Raw genomic sequence first — 21,321 nt, 5'->3', positions numbered from 1 at the left:
CAGTCGTCCCGGAGCAGCGAACCAAGCCGGCGTCGCCGCCCTGAGCTAGCGCGTCGGGCCTGGCGAGCTTCACCAGGTTCGGCTGGCGAGCCGGCATGGCCCCAGCCTCGGGCAGCTGCGCTCCCGGTCGCGTGACACCTCTACCGCATGGTCCAGGAGCACCTGCGCTCAGCCCGCCAGTACGTCCCGGATCCGCGGCTCGAACTCCCTCCAGAAGAACCGCACTGACTTGACGAGCTGTTCCCGGTAAGGCGCGAGGTTCTCCCAGTACTCCCCCGCTGCTACCTCGTGGCGGTAGGCGGGCCACCAAGGGCTGGTGACGAGCTTATGCGGCTTGATGAGGCCGGCCGCTGCGAACGCATCCTTGAGCTTCCTTGACAGCTCCCGGCCGTCGGCGAGACCGAAATTCACCCGCACTCCCGTGTACGCGCAGTCAGGAGAGGTCGCGAAGTTAAGCCGGCTCTTCTTGTTCCACTCCAGACCGATCCCGACCTTCGGAACGGATTCACCCTCGCTTGATCCGAACCATCGTCGTGAAAACACGAGGACCTTCGGCCATTCTCCTTCCAGATCCATGTGAACGGCGGCGTCGGGAGAAAGCTGCGGGGCGAGCCCGGCGACATCATCTGCGCACGAGCACAGAAACGAGTGCGCGAGCTGGGCGACGGACGGGCCAAGGGCGGCCCACTTCTCGATGAGTGCCTGATGTCGAAGATAGAATACGGCACGAGGCTCGTCGATGCGGTTCATTGGAACTGCCTCTTCAGGGTTGCGAGATAGTTGGACGCCACCTCTCGCCCATGGTTCGTAACGCCATTCCACGGTGGGCGTGCCAGCGCGTCACGCAGCATCGAGGCGATGTCGGCATAGCTCATCTTCTGGAAGGCTTCCTGCGCGCTGCCCGTGGCGGTCTCGGGTGCCCGTCCCGAGGGCGACAGGAAGACGAACAACGCGCCAGCCTCTCGCCCAAAGCTCTCAAAAAGTCGGTCGCATTGTCGAGGCTGCTCACCCGCATCGACTTTGTTCTCGATCACCAGGCAGAGCCCGGGCGCGGTGACAACGATATCGGCGCGGGCGTCGCCCCGGCTCACTTCGAGCGCTGGCCGGGCGAGATGCAGCTCGGATGTGGGCGGATCCGACGCGCAGCGGCGCAGCAAGGCCTCGAGAAAGCTGGTGCCGAGGCCATGGCGGCCCTGAGGATCGAGAAGCCACGCCAGCAGGGCGGAATGGTACAGCTCCCTTCGGCCAACCCCGAGGATGCTCAGCGTGTCGTCCGGTCCGCCGACCCAGGCGCCATCACGCAGGAGCGCATCGTGCTCGGCACGGAGCTTGGCGACGCTAGCCTCCCACGCAGTGACCTCCGCCGCTTCGTTCTTCCGCTCTTCCGCCAGGATGGTGCGCCACTCGGCGGTGAGGGAGGCGATCTGCGACTCGTCCGCTTCAAGGCCTGTCGCGAGGCTCGTCATCGGTCTCCTCCACCAGCATCAGTCGCTGGGCAGCCAGCTCCGCGCGCAGGACGCTGCGAATTGTCGACGCCGCTCCTACCCGGCGCCTGCCCCCGGGCGAGCTCGCCGCTCACGCCGCCCACGCCAGGGCGAGCAGCTCTGCCCGCTTTCAGCACCGTCTCGACCGCCGTCTCCGTCTTGTCCGGCGGGTAGCCGTGCTTCCTAGGGAGCTCGAAGCGGGCCACCACGGCCAGGAGCTCGTCCCGGGTGAGATGGGTGAGAAGGTCTCGCTTGGTCGGCATGCGGTGCGAGCAGATTACGCCTGCGCCGAATGCGCGATCAACGCCGAGCGCTGCACGTAACGCCGCGCGGGCGCTGGATTTCTGGCGAGGATGTCAGCGCATGGCCGCTGCCGGCCTACCTCGACGGCGGTCGCTTCGCCCGCGTGCTGCGCGGCCTCCCGCGCGTCACCTCCGGCAGCACGGCGCGGCGCAGCAGAACGCCCGGCTCGACGCCGAGCGCGTCGGCGAGCCGGACCAGCACCACGACCCCGACGTTCGTCTTCCCCCTCTCGACGCGCTGCAGGAAGCCCGTGCTGATGTCCGCCGCCTCGGCTAGCGCCTCCTGGCTCAGGCCCAGGCGCACACGGAGGCGATGCACGTTGGCTCCGATGTACTCGAGCACCACGTCCGCATGATCGCGCTCCATGCGCCGGGCCTACCTTCGGGCGCGCCACGAAAACACAATCTATAAGTTGTGTTCCATTGACCGCGTCGGAGTGCGCTGGGTAAGCTGCGAGGCGCACAAAGAAGTGCAGCCCGCGGGCGCGCCAACGCCCCGGGCTGCGTGGCCGAACCCCGAACAGACCGAGGTCCGACGTGCAGATCGTTCGCATACTCCCCGATCCCAGGCAAAGTCCCCGTTCCTTCAAGCCCCGCCGCCGCCGCGCTCACCAGGCGCTCGCGCCGGCGGACCGCCCTTCTTCGCGCGGAGGCGCCCGATGAAGCCCGCTCCCGTCGACGTCCCCGCGATGCCCGACGCGGCCCTGCTGGATCTCCTGCTCGGCTTGCCCGACGCGGGCCGCCGCCCTCTCCCGGCCGAGGACCTCCCGGCGCTCGCCCGCCTTTCCCCCATCGCGCTGGCGGAGCGCGCCGAGGTCGCCCTCCAGGCGGCGACCCGCCTCGCGGCCGCCTTCGAGCTCGGGCGGCGCCTTCACGCAGCGCGCTCGCGCCGCGCGCAGCGCCTGCGGCGCCCGCGCGACGTCGCCCGCTTCTTCCACGCGACGCTCGCGCCGCTCGTCCACGAGGAGGTCTGGATCGCCGCGCTCGACGTGCACGACCGCGCCCGCGGCGCCCGCATGATCAGCCGCGGCGGCCTCCTCTCCGCGTCCGTGCGCCCCGCCGATGTGCTCCGCGCGGCCCTCGAGCTCGGCGCCGTCACGTTCGTGATGGCCCACAACCACCCGGGCGGCGACCCCGCGCCGTCCGCCGACGATGTGCTGCTCACCCAGGAGGTCGAGCACGCCGCGCACCTGATCGACGTACCCCTTCGCGACCACGTCATCGTGACGCCTGTCGGGCGCTTCTCCTCCGTCTTCCGGGCTGGCTCGCCCCGCTGAACCAAGGCACCTGGCGAAGCGGCGCGTCCGCCGCGACTGCCAGATCAGTGCCAACCACTCTATCCCCGCAACATCTCTCGATCTTCTCTCCCTCCCTTCCCACGCTATTGCTCACGAACAGCAGGAATTCGACACCGCACCTTCTTCTGTAAATCGCCCTCCCGTCAAAATATCCCTGGACAACCCTCTTTATTTCATCGATAGAGCACGATGGCCCGTCTGGCATTCCAGCGCAATCCCGCGCTCCTGCCGCGGACGAGGGTGATCTCATGAGCAAATACACCGCATCGGAAGTGATCCAGCTCCCCCGCTTCACGGCCGTGGGGGCGATGGCGCTCGGCGAGCAGCTGATCACGGCGGCGAAGCCTGCCAAGAAGCAGCTCGTGAAGGGCGTCGCGCGGGTGCTCGCCGCGCTGGCCTCGCGCCACGACGATCTCGCGTCGGCGCTGCGCGATCAGGTGTCGCTTTCGGAGGGAGGGGAAGCGAGCGAGGACGCGGTCCAGTGCGATCGCGTCCTCGACAATTGCTGGAGCGGTCTCCACGACTTCCTGACCGCGTACACCAAGCTGCCTCCCGGCGCGCCCGAGGCTGCCGAGGCGAGCGCGCTGAAGGCGGCGCTCTTCACCGGAGGGCTCAAGTTTCTCCAGCTCACGTATGTCCTGGAGTGGTCCGAGAGCGAGCTCCGGATCCAGCGCATCCGCAAGAGCGGCCTCGACGCGCGCATCGAGGCGCTCGGCGGCAAGCGCTTCCTCTCCGCCCTGGAGGCCGCGCACGCCGCGTACGGCAAGGCGCTGGGCGTCACCGCGCCCGCGGCCACGGCCGCGGCGGCGCCGCCCAGCGTGCGCGACGCGCTCGCCGCCTTCACCGAGGCGCTGCGCGCCTACGTGATCAAGGTGATGGGCTCCGTCGAGCCCGACGAGCCGGAGACGCAGGAGCTCGCCGACAGGCTGCTCGCGCCGCTCGCGAGCTGGAGCGTCGGGTCGAGCGGCCGCGGCGCGCCCCGGAAGAACGACAAGCCCGAGGGCGACACCGCGGCGCCCGCCCCGCCCGGCGTTCCCCTCCAGCCCGGCGCGCCGACCGCTGCGCCCGCGCCCGCCGATCGCTGATCCCGGCTGCCTGACGCGCACCGCCGGCGCCGCGATCTCCTCCCGCCTCGTCCCCTCGTCGTGACCCCGTCCCGGGGCCAAGCCCCCGCAGACCCCTCCGTACGCTCCGGACGGCGTGGCCCTCGCCGCCTCCCCCCGGTGCCCATCCCCCCCGTCCTCCGGCCCATCCCGGAGCGACCAGCGCCATACCCTGTGCCGCCTCGGCCTCGATCTGTGCCAGATCAGGGGGGGCCGACACTGGCTCAACCGCAATGCATTGCGACACACCGGGGTCCAGACCCCTCCGAGGCGCTCCGGAGAGCGTCTCACCAGGGTTAAGTTGTGTCAAATATCGCTGTCCATCTCGTTTTTCTGTGCCATCGACCCCCGGATCCGCAGCCTATTGTGCCAGATGGAGGGGTCCGGACCCCTCCGGACCGCAATGAAGAGCGCCTGCCGGGGTGCCGGACCCCCTTCGGACCGCAACGCAGAGAGCCAGCGGGGGTGCCGGACCCCTCCGGATCGCAGCGCAGAGCGGCTGCTGGCCGACCGCCCAGCGCCTGGGCGTCGAGGCCCGACCCAGGCTGCGCCCGACCCGGCTGAGGCCCGACCAGGTTGAGGTGCCGGAGGCGCCGCAAGGCGCCTCGTCATGCCCTGATCCGCCCGCGTGGCGATCGCTGCCCAGCATGGCGGCTTCCGTCGCATGTCTTCCACGTGCGACCATCTCACCACCATGGGCAAGGTCACGGCGCTCCACATGGACACCATCACCGAGAAATCCGGTCACCAGATGACCGGCATGGCGGTGAGCGTGTGCCTCACCCCTGCCGCCCCGAGCCCCCTGCCGATCCCCTATCCCACGATGGGCACCGTGGCCGAGGGGATCATCGATCCGTGCATGCGCACCAAGATCGAAGGCGCGAAGATCCTCACCGTGGGCGGCTGCATGAAGGCATGCCACGGCAACGAGCCCGGCACGCTCAAGGAGGTTGTCAGCCTCAACACCGGAGGGCCCTGCTTCCCGTGGCTCGGCGCGCCGAACGTCATCATCGAGCTCGGCATGGCCGGCATTACCGGCAGCATGGGGCAGATGAACAAGTCGATCACTGTCGGCGCGGGCGCGACGGCGAGCGGCGCGGGCGGCGGCGCCCGGGGAGGAGGAGGAGGCGGCGGCGGCGCAGGCGCGCCGGGCAGGGGCGGGCCGCAGGGCGCCGGCAATGGCGGTGGAGGCGGCGGCGGGAGCAATCAGGGCGCAGGGCCGCCCAGCCCCCCGGCGCCCCCGGGTACGGAGGGGCAGGCAGCCGGTGGCCACCCCGTCGACGTCGTAACAGGCACGCTGTTCACAGAGCCTGTCGTCGACTTCCAGCTCCCGGGCTTCTTATGGGTGACGCTGATCCGACACTACAGGACCTCGTCGGTCGCGTTCGACGCCGGCATAGGGCGTGGATGGTCGCACAGCCTGCTCTGGTACGCAGAGCGCCATGGCGACCACCTCGTGCTCGTCGATGAGACGTTCCGGCGGACCACGCTTGCCCTACCGAGCACCGAGGAAACGCTGCTGCTCCCCTACGGGCGGCGCCTCTGGCGCGAGCAAGACCGCCTCTTCGTCGATCTGCAGGATGGCATCCTCCGCGTGCTCGCGCCCTCGCCGACGCGCCATCGGTGGGAGCTCGCGGAGCTACGCGATCTGAGCGGGAACGTCGCCGAGGTCCGCTGGCGGGACGGCGCGGTCGTCGAGATCGTCGACTCGGTAGGGCGACGCGCTTGGCTCGAACGCGACGACCGGTTCGTGATCTGGTGGGTCGCTGCGTCGGACGAACAGGGACGCGTGCACCGCCAACGCCTGGTCACCTACGAGCTCGATGAGCGCGGGGACCTGGTGGGCGCCGTGGATGCTGGTGGGGCCGAGACGCGCTACGAGTACGATGAAGACCATTACCTCGTGCTCGAGGAGCGACCGGACAAAATTCGCTACCATTTCGTCTACAAGACCGCGTTTGGACAGCGGCGCTGCGTCGAGACATGGGGCGACCTGAAAGGCGAGGACGTGCTCGCAGCGCTCGGCGCGCCGGAGGCAAACGCGCCAGACCGGCCGAAAGGCATCTTTCACACCCGCTTCGTGTACGGGCCAGGACTCCACGAGACCACGATGGTCGACGCGTGCGGTGGTGTCCATCGCTACTGGGGCAACGAGCTCGGCCTCATCAAGCATTACATCGATCCGTGCGGATACGCGACGCACTTCACCTACGATGCAGCCGGGCGGGCCGTCTCCTCCATCCAGCCGAACGGACTCCGATGGTCGCGTGCGTACGACGCCACCGGCACGCCGGCGCGCACGAGCGCCAACGACGCCCGCGCGCAGGTGAGCGTCAAGGACGGCGCGCGGATCAGCCGGCTGCCGAACGGGCTGTCCGTGACCGAGTGCACGCGCAACGGGCGCACGCTCGAGCACATCTCCCCCTCGGGCGCCGCCACGCGCGCGTCGTACGACGATCGCGGCAGGAACCGCGCCATCGACTGGCCGGACGGCTCCACGACCCGCTTTCAATACGATGCCCACGGCAACGTGCTCGAGATCGTCGACGCGGTGGGGGCCGTCTGGCAGTATACGTTCGACCTGTTCGGTTTGCCGGTCCGCCTGCGACTCCCGACGGGCGCCACCTTCGATCTGTCCTACGACTCGCGCGGAGACCTCGTCGCGCTCGAGGGGCCCGAGGGGCAGCGCACGAGGTGGACGATCGATGCCGCGCAGCACGTCGTCGACGTCGAGTGGCCAGGCGGCGGCCGCGAGTCGTTCCGCCATATCGCCGGTGCGCTCGTCGAGCGGATGCGGCCGGACGGCACGCGCATCCGCGCCGGATACGACGCCCTGCTCCGGCTGCGTTGGATCGAGAACCCGGCTGGCGAGCGCCACGAGCGACAGTACGACGGCCGCGGGCGGCTCGTCAGCGAGCGGTCGTTCGCGGGCCTGTGGACCCGCTTCGACTACGACGGCGGCGATCGGCCCGTCACGATCTCCCGCCCGGACGGGACGTTCGTGCGCTTCGTCCTCGACCAGCTCGGCCGCGTCGTCGAGCGCCAGCACTCGAGCGGCGAGCGCGCGCGGTTCGAGTACGACACGTTCGGCGAAGTGCGCCGCGCCTCGAACGCCTCCACGTCGGTCCTCTTCGAACGCGACCCGCTCGGCCGCGTGGCGCGGGAGGTACAGGAGTGCGGCAGCCACCGCTTCACGGTGGAGTACACGCACGACCTCCTCGGTCGGATCGTCGCGCGACGCTACTCGACCGGATGGTCGGCCGAGCTGCAGCGCGGCGCTGGCGGCTGGCTCGCCCGCGTCGGGTCGCGCGAGGACGAACGCGGCACGGCGTCGCTCGATCTGTCCCTCGAGCGCGACCACGAGCGCCGCGAGGTCGCGCGCTCGCTCGGGGATCTTCGCCTCACGACCGAGCGCAGCGCCCTCGGGTTCCCGACGCGCGTCTCGCTGCGGCGGGCGGACCAGACCCTGCGCACACGCGCGTACGCGTGGGATCCGCGCGGGCCCGTCGCCCACATCGACGACGATCGCCACGGCGCGCGGAGCTACGCGCTCGATCCGATCGGGCGGCCGCTCTCGGTGCGCGGGCTCGGGGCGAACGAGGCATTCGAGATCGCCCCTCAGGGGACCGCGGTGCCGCGCGGTGCCAGCTGGCAGCTCGGCCCGGGCGGGCGGCCACTCCGCACCACCGCCGCCGAGCTCTCCTGGGACGACCGCGGCCGGCTCGTGCGGAAGGTGACCGGTAGCGCAGCGAGGAGCTGGACGTTCGAGTACGACGCCGAGGACCGGCTCGTCATCGCGCGCTCCGACGCCGGCCACCGCGTGCGCTACGTCTACGATGCCTTCGGACGACGACTCGCGGAGCTCGGCGACGACGGCCGGAGCACGTTCTTCCTCTGGGACGACGAGGCGCTCGTCGAGGAGGTCGATTCGAGTCATCTGCGCTCGGTAAGGCGTGTCTTCGATGACGACGGCTTCACGCCGCTCGCCGAGCGCACCGTGGAGGGAGAGTGGCGCCTCATTGCCACGGACCTGACTGCGACGCCCTGGCTCTACGCGGCGCCGAGCGGCGAGCTCGCCGACGTCGACCTGTCAGCGTGGGGCCGCGTCGCGCGCTCGAGCGGCGCGATCGGCGCGCTGCGCTTCGCTGGGCACCGCGCCGATCCGCGGACGGGCCTGCATTACAACAGGTTCCGGTACTACGACCCTGACCTCGGCGTCTATCTCACGCCAGACCCGCTCGGCTTTCCGGCCTCGTTTCAGGACATCGGGTTCCTGCCGAACGCGACCTTCCACCTCGACCCGCTCGGGCTCGTCGTCATCGTCCAGGGGAGCAACGACAAGGTCATCAACGACTCGGTGGCCATGTACCAGAAGCAGTATCCCGGAGCGACGGTGATCCAGGGACACCAGCTGCCGAGCGCGAACCTCGCCGGTGAGGATCACGTGATCGTGGTTTCCCACGGCGATCCAGGCTCGATCGAGTGGAACGGCAAGAAGAAGAGCATCGGGGGCAGGGAGCTCGGCAAACAGCTCAACGCCGCTGGATTCAACGGCGCGGCGCCCGGCGCCAAGGTCGACGTCGCCTCCTGCAACGGCGCCACCAAGCCGCTCTTCGGGCCGAGCATGGCGCAGGGGGTGGCCGACATGACGCTCGCGCCGACCTCGGGCGCCAAGGCGGACAGCCGTGTCGGCGCCTACCTCGGCTCCGACGCGATCATAGGGAAGATCGTCCCCTCGTATGGCGCGACGATCACCAAACCCGGCCCCCCGGTCCACGAGAAGGTGATCAAGGGCTCATGGACCACGGTGGATCCGCGGCCCTTCTAGGAGCCGCGCTCACCCGCTCACCCAGGCTCCACAGGAACGAACGCCGCGCCCGACTGCAGCCACGCGGCGAAGTACGGCGCTGGCGCGCCGGCGCGCCGCAGCGCGAGCAAGAACGGTCCGTCGCACACGAGCTCGCGCCCACGGCGACGGCGGCTCTTCATGCCGAGGGCGAGCGCCTCGGACACGAGCCGCGCTCCGTGCTCGTCGACGTCGAGCTCCAGCGTCTGAAACGCGGCGACGAGGACGCGATCCCCCGGCACGATGGGCTTGCCGACGAGCTCGTCGAAGGACGCATCGACGCGCAGCGACACGACCGGGACCTGGAAGATGTCATCGTCCTGCAGCGAGGTCTGCCCCCACAGACGAGCCCACCGGCCAGGCCCACGATCGACCGCGCCGAGCGCGTCGTGCGTTGCCTCCGCGAGCGTCGACCAGCCTTCACGGCGAGCGACGACGACCGACGCGTCGCCGCGGCCGCGGAGCTCGATGACGAAATCGCCCGGCGACTCGTAACGGTGTACGGTCGCGGCGCCCGCATAGGCGCTCGCCCCGGCGCCGCCCCAGTGGCCGAAGCACTGCACGCGGCCCCCCAGGAACGAGAGCCCCGCTGAGCGATCGCGGACAAAGGGCCGCTCGAATGCAACCCTGGTCCGCAGCAAGGCGAACGCCACGAGAGCGTGCGCCGGCACGCTCTGCGGCAATAGCCGCGTCTGCGCATCGCCGAACCGGCGAGCCAGCTCGGCACGGATCGCAGCGACCGCCGCATCACCCTCTCCTGCGCAGGCGAATGACTCCGCTGAATCCACGGCGCCGGCGGCGACGGCAGCTGCGCGGCCCAGCGCCCGCGAGAGCTCCGTGGGCTCGACCAGCACGTCCTCGGATCCGAGCTGCCGCTGGAGCTCCGCCCACGCGAGCGCGAACGTCGCACAGTGGACGAGGTCACGGTCGATCGGCAGCGCGTGCTCGAGCGTCGGCGTCACCAGGGGGGCGGTCATGATCTGCTCGCCGTGCACTGTACGTCGATCAGGAGGAAATCGGCACCTGGGATCGCTGACCAGCGGCGCGAGCTTGGGCTCGCGCGCCTCGCCGACGTCGGGCGCGGGAGGATCGGAGACGAAGATCTCCCCGTCCTCCACCGCAACGTCCTTGCACATCCCTGCGCCGGTGATCTGCTCCAGCGCATAGGCCGCGGCGAGCGTTGCGCCGTCGTCCACCTGGACGTCATCCCGCCCGTAGCTTCAGCACTCGAGCGACTTCGGAAGGAGGGAAATTGCGATGAGTGCCGAGACGGAAGCGGGGCAGGGCCAGACCGAGCGAGCCTCAACGCCCGCGCTTCTTCCGTGCGCGCTCCTTGAGAACCGCAGCCACGATCTCGCCCACGCGCTCCGTTTCATCATCCACGAGCTTTTCCAGTCTGCGCTGAAACCAGAGCCCAAACGGACCATCTATAGGAAGCGGCAGCCCGATGTCCCCGGGCTCCTGACCCAGCCATGTGATCGGCAGCCCGCATCTATCGAGCGCGTGTCGCGCATACCGCATGGCACTTTGGATTGCCTGGACGGCGTCGACCCCTTCGGCATACTGGATGTCCGGATCCAGCCCATCAAGAATCACAGGGCACGTCCACGATCCGCTGGGCGAGGCCGGTTGTATTGGTTCGCCGATCTTCAGAACGATCTCGCGATCTGGTTCACCTTCGACGCCATACCGACGAACGGCTATGACCTTGTATTTTCGTCGAGCCACCCACGCAGGATAGCTAAAACCCGTCGTTGATGCCCGACCCAGGTTGAGGCACCGCCGCTGCCGCTCACCGGGGTTGAGGTTCCCGAGCTCGGCGCCTCCTGCGCGGCAACGATCGCGCGCCGAGCTGGCTCGCCCACCCCCTCGCCTCGCCGAGCGCGCGCGGCGCTCCCCTCGACCGCCCCGCCCGCGCGTCGATGTTTCGCCGGACGTTGCCAGGTCGCGATCGCTTCGCTATCTTCTTGCTCGCCGAAAGAGGTAGGCCGGTTCAGGCGAGCCCCGGCCACTCCCATGACGGGAGCCCATGTCCCCCTCCACCACGGAGTGAGGTCCCACGGCACCTGGACGCACGTGCGTCCTCCGTGGAGGCTCCCATGCATCTCAATCACATCGATCTCCAGGTCCCCGACGTCCTCGAAACGGCCGCGTTCTTCGAGCGGCACTTCCAGTTCGAGGTCCACGGCAACCGGCACTCGCCGGCGATCGCCATCCTCACGGGGCCCGGCGACTTCACGCTCGTCCTCCAGCGCCGGCGCGAGGCGGACGGCCCTTATCCGGAGGGCTTCCACATCGGCTTCATCGTCGGCGACGTGGCCACCGTGTACGACAAGCACGCGGCGATCGTCGCGGCGGGCGTCGACAGCGGTCCCGTGAGCGAGAACGGCCGCGGCGTGATGTTCTATTTCAAGGCGCCCGGCGACATCCTCATCGAGGTGAGCTGCCGGCGCCGCCCGCTCCCCGCGGTGCGCGCCGACAGTTGACGGCGACGCGCCGCCGGGACGGTCCGTGCGTGCTCTCGGAAGGAAGCCACGGCAGGCGCCGCAGCCGATGCGACGAGGAGAAGGCGGCCGCGGCGGCTCAGATCTCCATTCGATACCCCAGCTGGAGCGTCCCGCCGGCGCTGTGCGACTCGCCCGTCGCCACGTGATCGAGCGGCCCCCACTCGAAGAGGAGCTCGCCGAGCAGGAAGCCGGGGCCGAGCGCGAGTTGCGCGCCCAGGGGCATGAACACGCCCACCTCCGTCGACCGCTCGTGCGTGTCGGCGATCACGGCCTGTCCGGCGCGCCCCTCGGTCACGTTCTCGACGAGGTAGATCCTCGGCCCGATACCGACGTAGGGGACGAATCGGCCGAGCGACGTGAACCGGTAGTTCACCGTGGGGGCGATGACGAGCTGCTTGTGCGTGAGCGTCCACGCGTAGCTTCCGCCTTCAACGCGCGGGTCGCTCTCCGTGCCGCTCGTGCTGGGGACCGTGTAGCCGACGTCCACGAGCAGCGAGAAACTGCGCCGCAGCCAGGGGGCGACATAGCCGAGCTCGGCGACGCCGACGAGGAAGGGGTCGAGGCCGTTGAACGGCGCAACGCCGCCGACCTTTGCCGCCATGACGAACGCGCCCCGGTCGGGCTTCGCGGGCGCCGGAGCGGCGCTCTCTGCCGCCTCCGCCGCGGGCAGGCCGACGAGCGCGAGCCCGAGTCCGAAAAGACAGGGAATGATTCGGTTCATGTCGTCTCGCCTCCTCACCAGACCACGAATTCGGTCGAGGTGCTCGCCGCGTCCGCGGCCGTTTGACCCGCCACGAGGAAGATGAATGCGCTCTGGACCGCGCTGCCCATGAGATAACGGCTCTGCGTCATCGTGAGCCCCTCCGAGTTCCACGAGTTCGTCGCGAGCGACGGGGGCGGCGAGACGAGCGTCGCAGCGGCGGCGCCGCTCGAGGGCTGGCCGTTGCCGCCGCCGAACAGGAAGAGCTGATCGTTCGCCGCGCACACGCCGTAACCGGCGGCCGAGGCGCCGACGTCCTTCGGCGTGTCGGACAGGGCGCCGAGATCGCCGCCGGCAGCGACCTTGCCGGCCTCCACCTTCCCTGTCAGCGCTCCGCCCGAAAGACGCCCGCCTCCGACGAACACGTACGTGTCGCCGGCCGCGATGTCGGTCGAGACCGCGCGGTCCGCGACCCAGGCGCCGTGCTGCCAGCGGGGCGTGGAGGTGGTCTGTGTGCCGGTGATCCACGCGCTCGCCGCCGTCTGCCGCCCGTTCGCGGCGATCGTGACGGGCAGGTACTCGTAGGAGGCGACACCCTCGTTTGCCTCATCCAGGCCGAACAGCGCGTAGATATACACGCGGCTCTCGTCGGCGGGGTCGAAGGCCATCGCGCCGGCCGCGCCCGTGCGCGCGCTCCCCATCGCGGGCAGCGGCGCCCAGCGGCCGAGGCTCCCGAGCGGCATCGGCCGGTCGGTGCCAGGAGCGGCGGCGCCGTCGTCCGCGAACGAGCGCGCGTCGCCGTCGACCGTCGCGAGGAGGACCTCCCCGCCCGAGCTCCCGTTCGCGGTCGGCGTCCGGTAGATGCGATAGCTGGCCACGTTGGGGATCGGCTCTCCCAGCGAGTCGACGGGCGGCGTCCACGTGAGCACCACCTGGATGCGCGCGCCGGGGAGCGCCGGCACCTTCACGATGAACTCGTCGCTCGGCAGCGACTCGCCGCCGGGGTTCTCGGGGTCGTCCGCCGCGGACACGGCCGAGATCCTGTAGAACCAGTATCCCGGATCGAGCCCCTCCGGCGCCGGCACGAGGTCGTCGACGTCGAGCTCCGGCACCTCGCGCGGGCTGAGGATCAGCGCGCGCTCCGCGCTCGCGACGGCGGAGCTTCCGTCGCTCCCGCCCATCACGTAGACGTAGCGGCCGACGGTCGCCGTCGCGGCGAAGCTCCGCGGCGTGCGCAGCGTCGTGCGGGCGGTCTGCCACGCCCCCATGTTCCCGAACAGGTCCACGGGCGCGAGCTCCACCGAGTCGAAGGGCGCGTCCGCGGCGGCGGCACCGCCGTCACCGCCGATGGCGTAGACGAACCGGGCCGCCGGCGTGGCGTTGCCCGCGGCCGCGACGAGCGCGCGGCGGCCGACGTTGAGCGGTGTGCCCGCCTTCGGATCGGGGAGGTTCAGCGAGGGGTTCGTGACGCCGATGGCCGAGAAGTCGAAGAAGCTGCCGTCGGCGTTCGTGAGCCTGAGGACGCAGACCGAGCCTTCGACCAGCGCGGAGCCGTCGATGGTGACCTGCTTCGTGCAGCTCTGCTGGGCGTCGCACGCGTCCGCGGCCGAGATGGCGGGCGGCGGCGCCGTGGGGGCGCCCGTCGGATCGACGCAGGAGAGCGCGACCGTCGCGTCACGGAAGTGATGGCCCGCGACGAGGACCATTTGCCCCGTGGCGCTGACGATCGACGAGCGCGTCACCGTCTCGACCACGGGCGGCGGATCGGTCTGCACCCGGAACGCGTCCTCGAGCAGGCCCACGGTCCCGTCCGGGTTGACGACCACGAGATCGTAGAGGCCCGCAGGGCTGTTCGCCGGCACGACCGTCGAGAGCTTGTCCGCGTCGCTGAGCGCCACGGAGGCGAGCGGGATGGCGACGTCCGACGGCGTGGCGCCGTCCGGGTTGAGGAACGCGCGCGGCGTGGCCACGAACGGCGCGTCGCCGGGCGCGGGAGCCGTGGTGTCGCGGAAGATCTGCGCCGCGGTGTCGGACGTGGTGTCGCCGAACGACGGCACGATGCGATCGATCGAAACGGAGAGGGCATCCGTCACGCGGACGGCGTTCGGCAGGATGGCCGGGCACCCCGTCGCGTCGTTGATGGTGACATCGTAGCTGCCCGACGGCTGGTCGACGGGCACGACGATCTGCACCCGGTTCGGCTTGCCCGGCACCGGCGTCGAGGCCAGCACGGTGACGGGCTCCGCAGCTCCGGCCGGACGGAGCTCGACGGCGTTCGGCGGAAGCGGGAGCTCGAGCGTGGTCGCGAAGATCGTGACGCGCGTGTTGATGCCGTTGTAGACGATCTCGGGGTCCGCAAAGTACGCGATCGGGCCCGGCACCACCCTGACCGTCTGGTGCGGCGGGGTGTCCATGCAGCCGTCGGGGTTCTGCACCACGACGTCATAGGTGAGGCCGGCGGTCGCTCCCCCGGGGATCTGCGCCGTGACCTGCGTCCCGGCGGCGTCGAGCCCCACGCTGCTCGCGGTGATGGTCGGCTGTCCCGCTGCCTCGAGCGTCACCGTGGGCGTCGCGTTGAAGCCGCTCCCGGTGATGACGAGCCGCCCGCCTCCGCTGCAGACGACGCCGGGTGAAACCTCCGCGACGGCCGGCGGATCTTCCACGCGGAGCGCGATCGTCTCCTCCGAGGAACACCCGGCCGGCGCGGGGTTCGTCACGACGACGGGGTACTCGCCTTCCGTGAACGTGCCCTGAGGGATCGTGATCACGAGACTGCCGCAGGTCTCGACGTCCCCCTCGGCGAAGGTGCCGGTCACCGCGGCGCAGTCGTCGGCGACCACATCGGACGCGCTGAAGGTCTCGCCCCCGAGGGTGACGGTGGGCCCCTCGCCGCCAACCACCAGGAAGCCGGATCCCGTGATCGCGAGCGTCCGGTCGGACTGCGCGTTGCAGAGCGCGAGCGGAGAGATATCCGCGATCGACGGTGGGGGGGCCACATGCAGGTTCACCGGCTCCTCCGAGTGGCAGTCGGCCGGCGGCGGATTGATGACCATGACCGGGTGGTCACCGGGCTGGAGCGCGTCGACCGGCACGGTGAGCGTCACCGTCGTGCAGCTCGCGATTTCGCCATCGGCGAAGCTGCCCTGGACCGGCGGCGGCACCGGCTCGCAGCCGCTCACGGAGTCCGGCGCGAAGGTCTGGTCTCCGATGTGGACGACGGGATCTCGCGCGCCGATGGTGAGGAACCCGGCGCCGGTGACCGTCAGCGTCTGCGCGTCCTGCGCGTTGCACACGAGATCGGGCTGCACGGAGAGGACCTCGGGCGGGGGCACGACGACGACGCCGATCGGATCGGTCGAGACGCAGCTCGCGGGCTCCGGGTTCGTGAGCGTGATCTCGTAGGCGCCCGGCGCGAGGCTCCCTTGCGGGATGACGACGGTCGCGGACGTGCAGCGCGCGACCTCGCCCGCACGACCCGGGATGTCCTGGCACCCCTCGAGCTCGCTCACGGGCACCTCGATCGTCGCGGCGCCGGCGGTCACGCGCGCGACCGGCATGGTCGAGCCGACGCGCAGGAGGTCGGTGCCGGTGAGCACGAGGGTCTGATCGGCGTCGGCCACGCAGAGGATGTCGGGCGCGACGGCGGTGAGCGAAGGCCGGGGCACCACCGCGAGCCCTCCCGTGAAGGTCGCCGCGTGCTCGGCCTTCTTGTCGGGGTTCGTGACGGTGATGTCGTAGAGCCCGGGCAGGAGCGCGAGCGCGGGGTCGACCTGGAACGTCATCTGCTGGCCGCTGATCCAATGGACCTTGCTCGCCTCGGGCTGGCCCGGATCATCGGCGATGGAGAACGACGCGGGCGCCTGGCTTCCGGTGAGATCGACCGTGCGTGTCAGGTCGATCGCCGGCAGGAGCAGCGCCGTCGGCGTCTCCAGGGTGTCGCTCGGCATCGGGGTGAACTTGTCCCCGGTCAGCGTCACGGCGGTCGTGAGCTGTTCATTGCAGACCAGGTTCGGCTCCACGCCGTGATCGGCCTTGGCGCTCGCCTTCGGGCTGTCGAGATCGTATCCACACCCTGCCAAGAGCGCTGTGCACGCGAGCAAGGCGGCTGTCTTCGTCACCATGAAACCTCCATTGAGGGATTCGAACCACCCATCCCCGGGCTGCACACCCGGAGGTACCCCCGCCTGGGCAGGCGTCGAAGAGAAGCGGTGGCGAGTGCGTAGTGCCGCCGGATGTTCGTCCACGGCTCACTTTTTTGCCGTGGCGAGATAGCGAGGTGTGGGCAGACGAGCCCATCCATTCGTCGGGGGTGGGCAGAGGAGATGTGTGCTCGAGGCGCCGTGCGTACGGTGTCGCCGGCGTTGGAGGCCGGGGTGAGACCCGACCCTGGTCGATGTTTCGAGGTTCCGGCGTGATGATGCCCGGGAGACCCGACCGAGGTTGACGCCCCGGCGGAGCCTCCGACCGTGGTTGAGGCCCAATTGACTGAATCGGTTCAGTTTTTCTGTGCGCTGCGGTGAGATCTCCGGTTCTGGCTTCCATCACGCGGCCTGATGATCAACGCTCCGGGGCGCGCGAACACTCGCGCCCGCTCGTGCAGCGGCAAGGAGCCATCATGGGAAAATCTTCGTTCTTGAGCCTTAGCTCATCAGGCACGCTCGCTCTCCTCATGGCGATCGGATGCGACTCGTCGGACGGGTCGTCCTCCGGCGCCGGCGGCAACGCAGGCACCGGCGGTCAGAGCGCGACGAGCAGCGGGAGCGGCATCAGCGGCACCAGCGGCCCCGGCGGTCAGGACGCGACGAGCAGCGGGAGCGGCACCGGCGGCGCCGGCGAAGGGGGCGGCGGCGCGGCAGGCGCTGGCGGCGCTGGCGAAGGGGGCGGCGGCGCGCCTCCGGCGCCGCTCTGGGACTGGAGCGGCATCGTCGGCACGGGACAGAGCCTCTCGGTCGGCGCGGAGGGCACGCCGCCCCGCACCACCACGCAGCGCTTTCACAACCTCAAGCTGTCCCTCGGGAACGCGAGCGTGCCCCCCTTCGATGCGGCGAGCACGGCCCTCTCCCTGGGGCCGCTCGTCGAGCCGATCCGCGGGTTTGCGACGACCTACCCCAGCGCTTACCCGAAGAACATCTATGGCGAGACGCCGCACACGGCCATGGCCGACCAGATCTCGTCCCTCGCGGAGGCATCCGCCGGCGGCGACCACGTCACGGTGCACACCGTCGTTGGCGAGAGCGGGCAGCCCATGAGCGTCCTGCGGAAGGGCGCCACCCAGACGGCCACGGGCGACACGTCGATGGGCCGCGCCTACGCGGCGACGCTGTTCGAGGCGGAGGCCATCGCGCGCCTCGCCAGGGAGGCCGGCAAGACGTACGGCGTCGGCGCCATCGTGATCACGCACGGCGAGTCCGACGCCGGCAGCGCGACCTACGAGGATGAACTGGTAAAGCTGTGGTCCGACTACAACCAGGATCTCCTCCGGATCACCGGCCAGTCGCGGAGCATCCCCCTGCTCGTGTCCCAGCAGAACTCGGTGCACACCGACGCCGGCACGCGGTCGACGTCGACGCAGGCGCAGTGGCGCGTGGGCGTCGATCACCCGGGCGATATCGTCTGCTCGGGTCCGAAGTACCAGTATCCGTATGCCAACGATCACATCCACCTGAACGCGAACGGCTACCAGCAGCTCGGCGAGAAATTCGGCCAGATCTACTTCGAGAAGGTCGTCCTCGGGAAGGACTGGCAGCCGCTCCAGCCGACGCGCGTCGAGCGCAGCGGCGACGTCGTCACCGTGCACTTCCATGTCCCTGTGCCGCCGCTCGCCTGGGACAGCGCGCTGCCGTCTCCCCACCAGAGCGCGTTCACGGAGTGGGCGCAGGGCCGCGGCTTCGAGCTCTGGAGCGGCAACTCCCGGATCCCGATCAGCGGCGTGGAGATCTCCGGCGATTCGGTGCAGATCACCGCGCGGAACCTCCCCGCGTCCGGCGTGATGGTCGGCTATGCGATGACGACCGACGGGACGTCGATGACGGGCGGCACGATCCGCTGGGGTCAGCTGCGCGACTCCGATCCTTTCGTCGGCTCGACGACGGGCAAGGCGCAGCCGAACTACAGCGTGGCGTTCGAGATGAACGTCCCCTGACGGGCCGCTCCGGCGCGGCGGTCCGATCGGAGAGCCTGCGGGCGGCGGTCCGCAGGCGCCTCTCCGCGCGCTTGACAAGACAGACCTGTCTGTCTAAAACAGCGTCGTGCGGGACGCCAGGCGCCACATCCTCGAGGTCGCGGAGCGCCTCTTCTACGCCGAGGGGTATCGCGCCGTCGGCGTCGATCGTTTGATCGCCGAGGCGGACGTCGCCAAGGCCACCTTCTACCGCCACTTTCCGACGAAGGACGAACTGCTCGTGGCGGTGCTGGACGCGCGCGACGCGCGCTTTCGCGAGTGGCTGGCCGGGCGCGTCGAGGCGGTCGCGGACGATCCGCGGGACCGGCCGCTCGCGGTCTTCGACGCGCTCGCCGAGCTGTTCGCCGCGGACGACTTTCGCGGCTGCGCGTTCCTCAACACGATGGTCGAGGTCGCGAGCCGGAGCCACCCCGCGCACGAGGCCGCGCAGCGCCACAAGCAGCGGCTCATCGACTATTTCGAGCGGCTCTTGCGCGAGGCCGGCGTGCCTTCGGCCAGCGCGCTGGCGCCGCAGATCCTGCTGCTGATCGACGGCGCGATCGTGACCGCCGTCCGCGAAGGGGGACCGGGCGCCGCCGCGCGCGCGCGGTCCCTCGCCGAGAACCTCATTGCAACAGCGCGGCCAGGAAGGCGACGACGATGAACCGCATCACGGGTGTCCCGAGCAGGTGGAATGGACGTGCCGAGCAGCTCCCGCAGCCCGCCGGGGCCGAGCCCGGCGCAGGCGCGCCCTCGATGGGTCGCCCGCGCAGGCCGCGGGCGCCCGTGGGCTCGGTGGTCGCCGCGCTGCTCGCGCTCTCCCTGACGGCCTGTGCTTCGCCGGACCGCGGCGGAGCCAGCGCGCCGCCGGCCGGCGCGGCCGCCGCGATCGCGCCGCCGGCCGGCGAAGCCGCCGCGGCCGAGGCCTCGAGCGGGCGCCTCCAGTGGCGCGGCGGCCCGACGGCGATCCTCGAGCGCGACGGCCTCCGGCTGCTCACCGATCCCGTCCTTGGCCCGCGCGGCCCGGCGGCGTTCGTGCTCCCCAAGCACCCGTCGACCGGCGTCGAGAACGCGCCGGTCGCCCGCTATACCGATCCTCCTGCGGAGCCGCTCGGGCACCTCGACGTCATCCTCCTCAGCCACAACCATGCTGACCATTTCGACGCCGTCGCGAGGGAGACGCTCCCGAAGGACGTCACCTTCGTCCTCCCTCCCGACGCGGTCGGCGCGGCGCGCGCCGCCGGATTCACGAACCTGACGCCGCTCGATTGGGACAACGAGGCCGTGCTCCCGACCCGCGCCGGCCGCCTGAGGATCCTCGCCGTCCCGGCGAACCACTCCCACGATGCGGCGCTCGACGCGACGCTCGGCAAGGGCAACGGCTATGTGCTCCGCTGGGAGGGCGCGGCACCCTATTCGGTCTACTGGACCGGCGATTCGGTCTTCACCGAGCCGATGCGCGCGGTGGCGGCCCGCTTCGCGCCCATCGATCTCTGGCTCCCGCACCTCGGCGCGGTCGGCGTCGACGGCGCGCGCGGCCTCCGCACGATGGACGCGGAGGAGGCGGTCGCCGCCGCCGCGCTGCTCCGCGCCCGCCACGTGATCCCCATCCACCACACAACGTTCGCCCATTACCGCGAGCCCGTGACGGCGTTCACCCAGCGCGCCGCCTCGAAGAACCTGCCCGCGCAGGTCCACGTCCCGACGGACGGCGCGTGGATGCCCCTGCCGCGCTGAGGCTGCCACGGCGCCCCCGCCGCGCCGGCGCTGCGGCGTTCAGACCAGCCACTTCAGGAGGAAGAGGCCCACGGTGGCGGCGAAGCCGATGATCCAGACAGCGGTCCGGGCAGAGGCCTTGTCGCCGATGTACATGACCAGATAGAGAACGCGCGCGGCGACGTGGGTGACGGCGAGGATGTCGCTCCAGCGAGCGTCGGCGCCCGCGAGGTGGGCCGTGAAGACGGCGGCGGCGAAGGGCGCAAACCCCTCGAAGGCGTTCTGGTGGGCGGCGAGGGCGCGGCGCCCGACGCCGGTGAGCTTGGCCTGCTGGTCGCGCGGGTTGCGGTTGTCCAGGCCCTCGGGCTGCTGTGACTGCGCCCTGGCGACGAACAGGCGGGCCACGTAGATCAAGAGAAGTGAGATGAAGACGCACGTCAACGGAATGGTCATCGGATCCCTCTCGAGCACACAGGCTCCTCGGAGCGCGGAGCGACTCTAACGAGCTCCCGTCGCCGGCGCGAGCGCCAAGCGTCGTGACCGCTCCCACGGCGCCTGCACCGGAGCGGGCAGGGCGGTCCCGCGGGGCGGCGCGCTCGAGCGACGGACGCGCGCCGATGGCAGGACGGGAGCGGCCGGTCCGCGGTACGGCCCTGAGGCGCTTCGCGTGAAAAGGGGTTGCCGGGGATGGGAGATTCGAGGAAGGTTCGTTCAGGTGCACCTTGAGCGAAGATCCTGTCGTGTCGCGCCCGCCGCTGCCGCCCTTCACCGCAGAGACCGCCGCCCGGAAAGCGCGGCTGGCGGAGGACGCCTGGAACAGTCGGGATCCCGCGCGCGTGGCTCAGGCCTACACGGTCGATAGCCGCTGGCGGAACCGGGCGGAGTTCTTCCAGGGGCGCGCGGCGATCGAGGCGTTTCTGCACCGCAAATGGCAGCGGGAGCTGGACTACCGCCTGATCAAGGAGGTCTGGGCGTTCACCGGGGACCGGATCGCGGTGCGCTTCGCCTATGAATGGCACGACGACAGCGGCAACTGGTACCGGTCCCATGGCAACGAGCAGTGGGAGTTCGATGCGCAGGGGCTGATGCGGCGGCGCGAGGCGAGCATCAATGACGTGCGGATCGCGGCGGAGGAGCGGAAGCTCCACTGGCCGCTCGGGCGGCGACCCGACGAGCATCTGGGGCTGAGCGAGCTCAGCTTGTAG

At 70.5% G+C, this 21,321-nt stretch carries 16 protein-coding genes; 8 read left to right on the top strand and 8 right to left on the bottom strand.

The genetic code is table 11. From position 1 onward, the window contains the following. Positions 1-168: 168 nt before the first annotated feature. The 3 genes from WME73_RS27055 to WME73_RS27045 form a co-directional block, all read right to left on the bottom strand. Positions 169-750 (bottom strand): hypothetical protein, encoded by a 582-nt coding sequence (locus WME73_RS27055; RefSeq protein WP_437911397.1) that lies wholly within the window; start codon positions 748-750, stop codon positions 169-171. After that, positions 747-1,466 carry a PD-(D/E)XK nuclease family protein gene (locus WME73_RS27050; protein ID WP_437911396.1) on the bottom strand — a complete coding sequence of 240 codons (720 nt, stop codon included), beginning with the start codon at positions 1,464-1,466 and terminating at the stop codon, positions 747-749. Before WME73_RS27050 ends, WME73_RS27055 begins: the two co-directional genes overlap by 4 nt. 396 nt (positions 1,467-1,862) lie before the next feature. After that, positions 1,863-2,153, bottom strand: coding sequence for a helix-turn-helix domain-containing protein (locus WME73_RS27045; RefSeq protein WP_437911395.1), 291 nt, complete (start codon positions 2,151-2,153; stop codon positions 1,863-1,865). Positions 2,154-2,445: 292 nt separating this feature from the next. On the opposite strand from WME73_RS27045, the gene WME73_RS27040 reads away from it, so the two are divergent. The 3 genes from WME73_RS27040 to WME73_RS27030 all read left to right on the top strand — a co-directional run bounded on the left by WME73_RS27040 (position 2,446) and on the right by WME73_RS27030 (position 9,015). Beyond that, positions 2,446-3,063: a JAB domain-containing protein gene (locus WME73_RS27040; RefSeq protein ID WP_437911394.1), complete on the top strand. Its 618-nt coding sequence runs from the start codon at positions 2,446-2,448 to the stop codon at positions 3,061-3,063. A 269-nt stretch (positions 3,064-3,332) separates the two neighbouring features. Continuing rightward, on the top strand, positions 3,333-4,169 hold the full coding sequence (locus tag WME73_RS27035) for a hypothetical protein (protein WP_437911393.1): 837 nt from the start codon (positions 3,333-3,335) through the stop codon (positions 4,167-4,169). Positions 4,170-4,881: 712 nt separating this feature from the next. Further along, positions 4,882-9,015, top strand: coding sequence for a PAAR-like domain-containing protein (locus WME73_RS27030; RefSeq protein WP_437911392.1), 4,134 nt, complete (start codon positions 4,882-4,884; stop codon positions 9,013-9,015). A 17-nt stretch (positions 9,016-9,032) separates the two neighbouring features. Here the strand turns inward: WME73_RS27030 and WME73_RS27025 are convergent, their stop codons facing one another. Further along, positions 9,033-10,229 carry a hypothetical protein gene (locus WME73_RS27025; RefSeq protein WP_437911391.1) on the bottom strand — a complete coding sequence of 399 codons (1,197 nt, stop codon included), beginning with the start codon at positions 10,227-10,229 and terminating at the stop codon, positions 9,033-9,035. A gap of 106 nt (positions 10,230-10,335) precedes the next feature. Then, entirely contained in the window at positions 10,336-10,761 is a 426-nt protein-coding gene (locus WME73_RS27020) for a DUF6968 family protein (protein ID WP_437911390.1), read from the bottom strand. A 371-nt stretch (positions 10,762-11,132) separates the two neighbouring features. On the opposite strand from WME73_RS27020, the gene WME73_RS27015 reads away from it, so the two are divergent. Next, on the top strand, positions 11,133-11,519 hold the full coding sequence (locus WME73_RS27015; protein ID WP_437911389.1) for a VOC family protein: 387 nt from the start codon (positions 11,133-11,135) through the stop codon (positions 11,517-11,519). A gap of 97 nt (positions 11,520-11,616) precedes the next feature. Here WME73_RS27015 and WME73_RS27010 read toward each other — a convergent pair whose 3' ends face one another. Further along, positions 11,617-12,261, bottom strand: coding sequence for a hypothetical protein (locus tag WME73_RS27010; protein ID WP_437911388.1), 645 nt, complete (start codon positions 12,259-12,261; stop codon positions 11,617-11,619). A gap of 14 nt (positions 12,262-12,275) precedes the next feature. Then, positions 12,276-16,361, bottom strand: coding sequence for a Kelch repeat-containing protein (locus WME73_RS27005; protein WP_437911387.1), 4,086 nt, complete (start codon positions 16,359-16,361; stop codon positions 12,276-12,278). Between the two features lie 548 nt (positions 16,362-16,909). Between WME73_RS27005 and WME73_RS27000 the strand changes: the two genes are divergently transcribed. The 3 genes from WME73_RS27000 to WME73_RS26990 all read left to right on the top strand — a co-directional run bounded on the left by WME73_RS27000 (position 16,910) and on the right by WME73_RS26990 (position 20,137). Continuing rightward, the gene (locus WME73_RS27000; protein WP_437911386.1) at positions 16,910-18,382 is read left to right on the top strand and encodes a sialate O-acetylesterase; all 1,473 of its coding nucleotides are present in this window, start codon (positions 16,910-16,912) and stop codon (positions 18,380-18,382) included. 106 nt (positions 18,383-18,488) lie between these two features. Further along, a complete protein-coding gene (locus tag WME73_RS26995) occupies positions 18,489-19,064 on the top strand; it encodes a TetR/AcrR family transcriptional regulator (RefSeq protein WP_437911385.1) in 576 nt (191 codons plus the stop codon). Continuing rightward, a complete protein-coding gene (locus WME73_RS26990; protein WP_437911384.1) occupies positions 19,061-20,137 on the top strand; it encodes an MBL fold metallo-hydrolase in 1,077 nt (358 codons plus the stop codon). Before WME73_RS26995 ends, WME73_RS26990 begins: the two co-directional genes overlap by 4 nt. Positions 20,138-20,176: 39 nt before the next feature. Here WME73_RS26990 and WME73_RS26985 read toward each other — a convergent pair whose 3' ends face one another. Continuing rightward, positions 20,177-20,569 (bottom strand): MAPEG family protein, encoded by a 393-nt coding sequence (locus WME73_RS26985; RefSeq protein WP_437911383.1) that lies wholly within the window; start codon positions 20,567-20,569, stop codon positions 20,177-20,179. A 269-nt stretch (positions 20,570-20,838) separates the two neighbouring features. Here WME73_RS26985 and WME73_RS26980 point away from each other — a divergent pair, with 269 nt between their 5' ends. Continuing rightward, entirely contained in the window at positions 20,839-21,321 is a 483-nt protein-coding gene (locus WME73_RS26980) for a DUF1348 family protein (RefSeq protein WP_437911382.1), read from the top strand.

Origin of the sequence: Sorangium sp. So ce302, assembly GCF_051530145.1 — a bacterium.
Classification (GTDB): Bacteria; Myxococcota_A; Polyangia; order Polyangiales; family Polyangiaceae; genus Sorangium; species Sorangium cellulosum_B.
The sequence above is the reverse complement of the archived record's forward strand: the minus strand, read 5'-3'. Positions and strand labels throughout refer to the sequence as shown.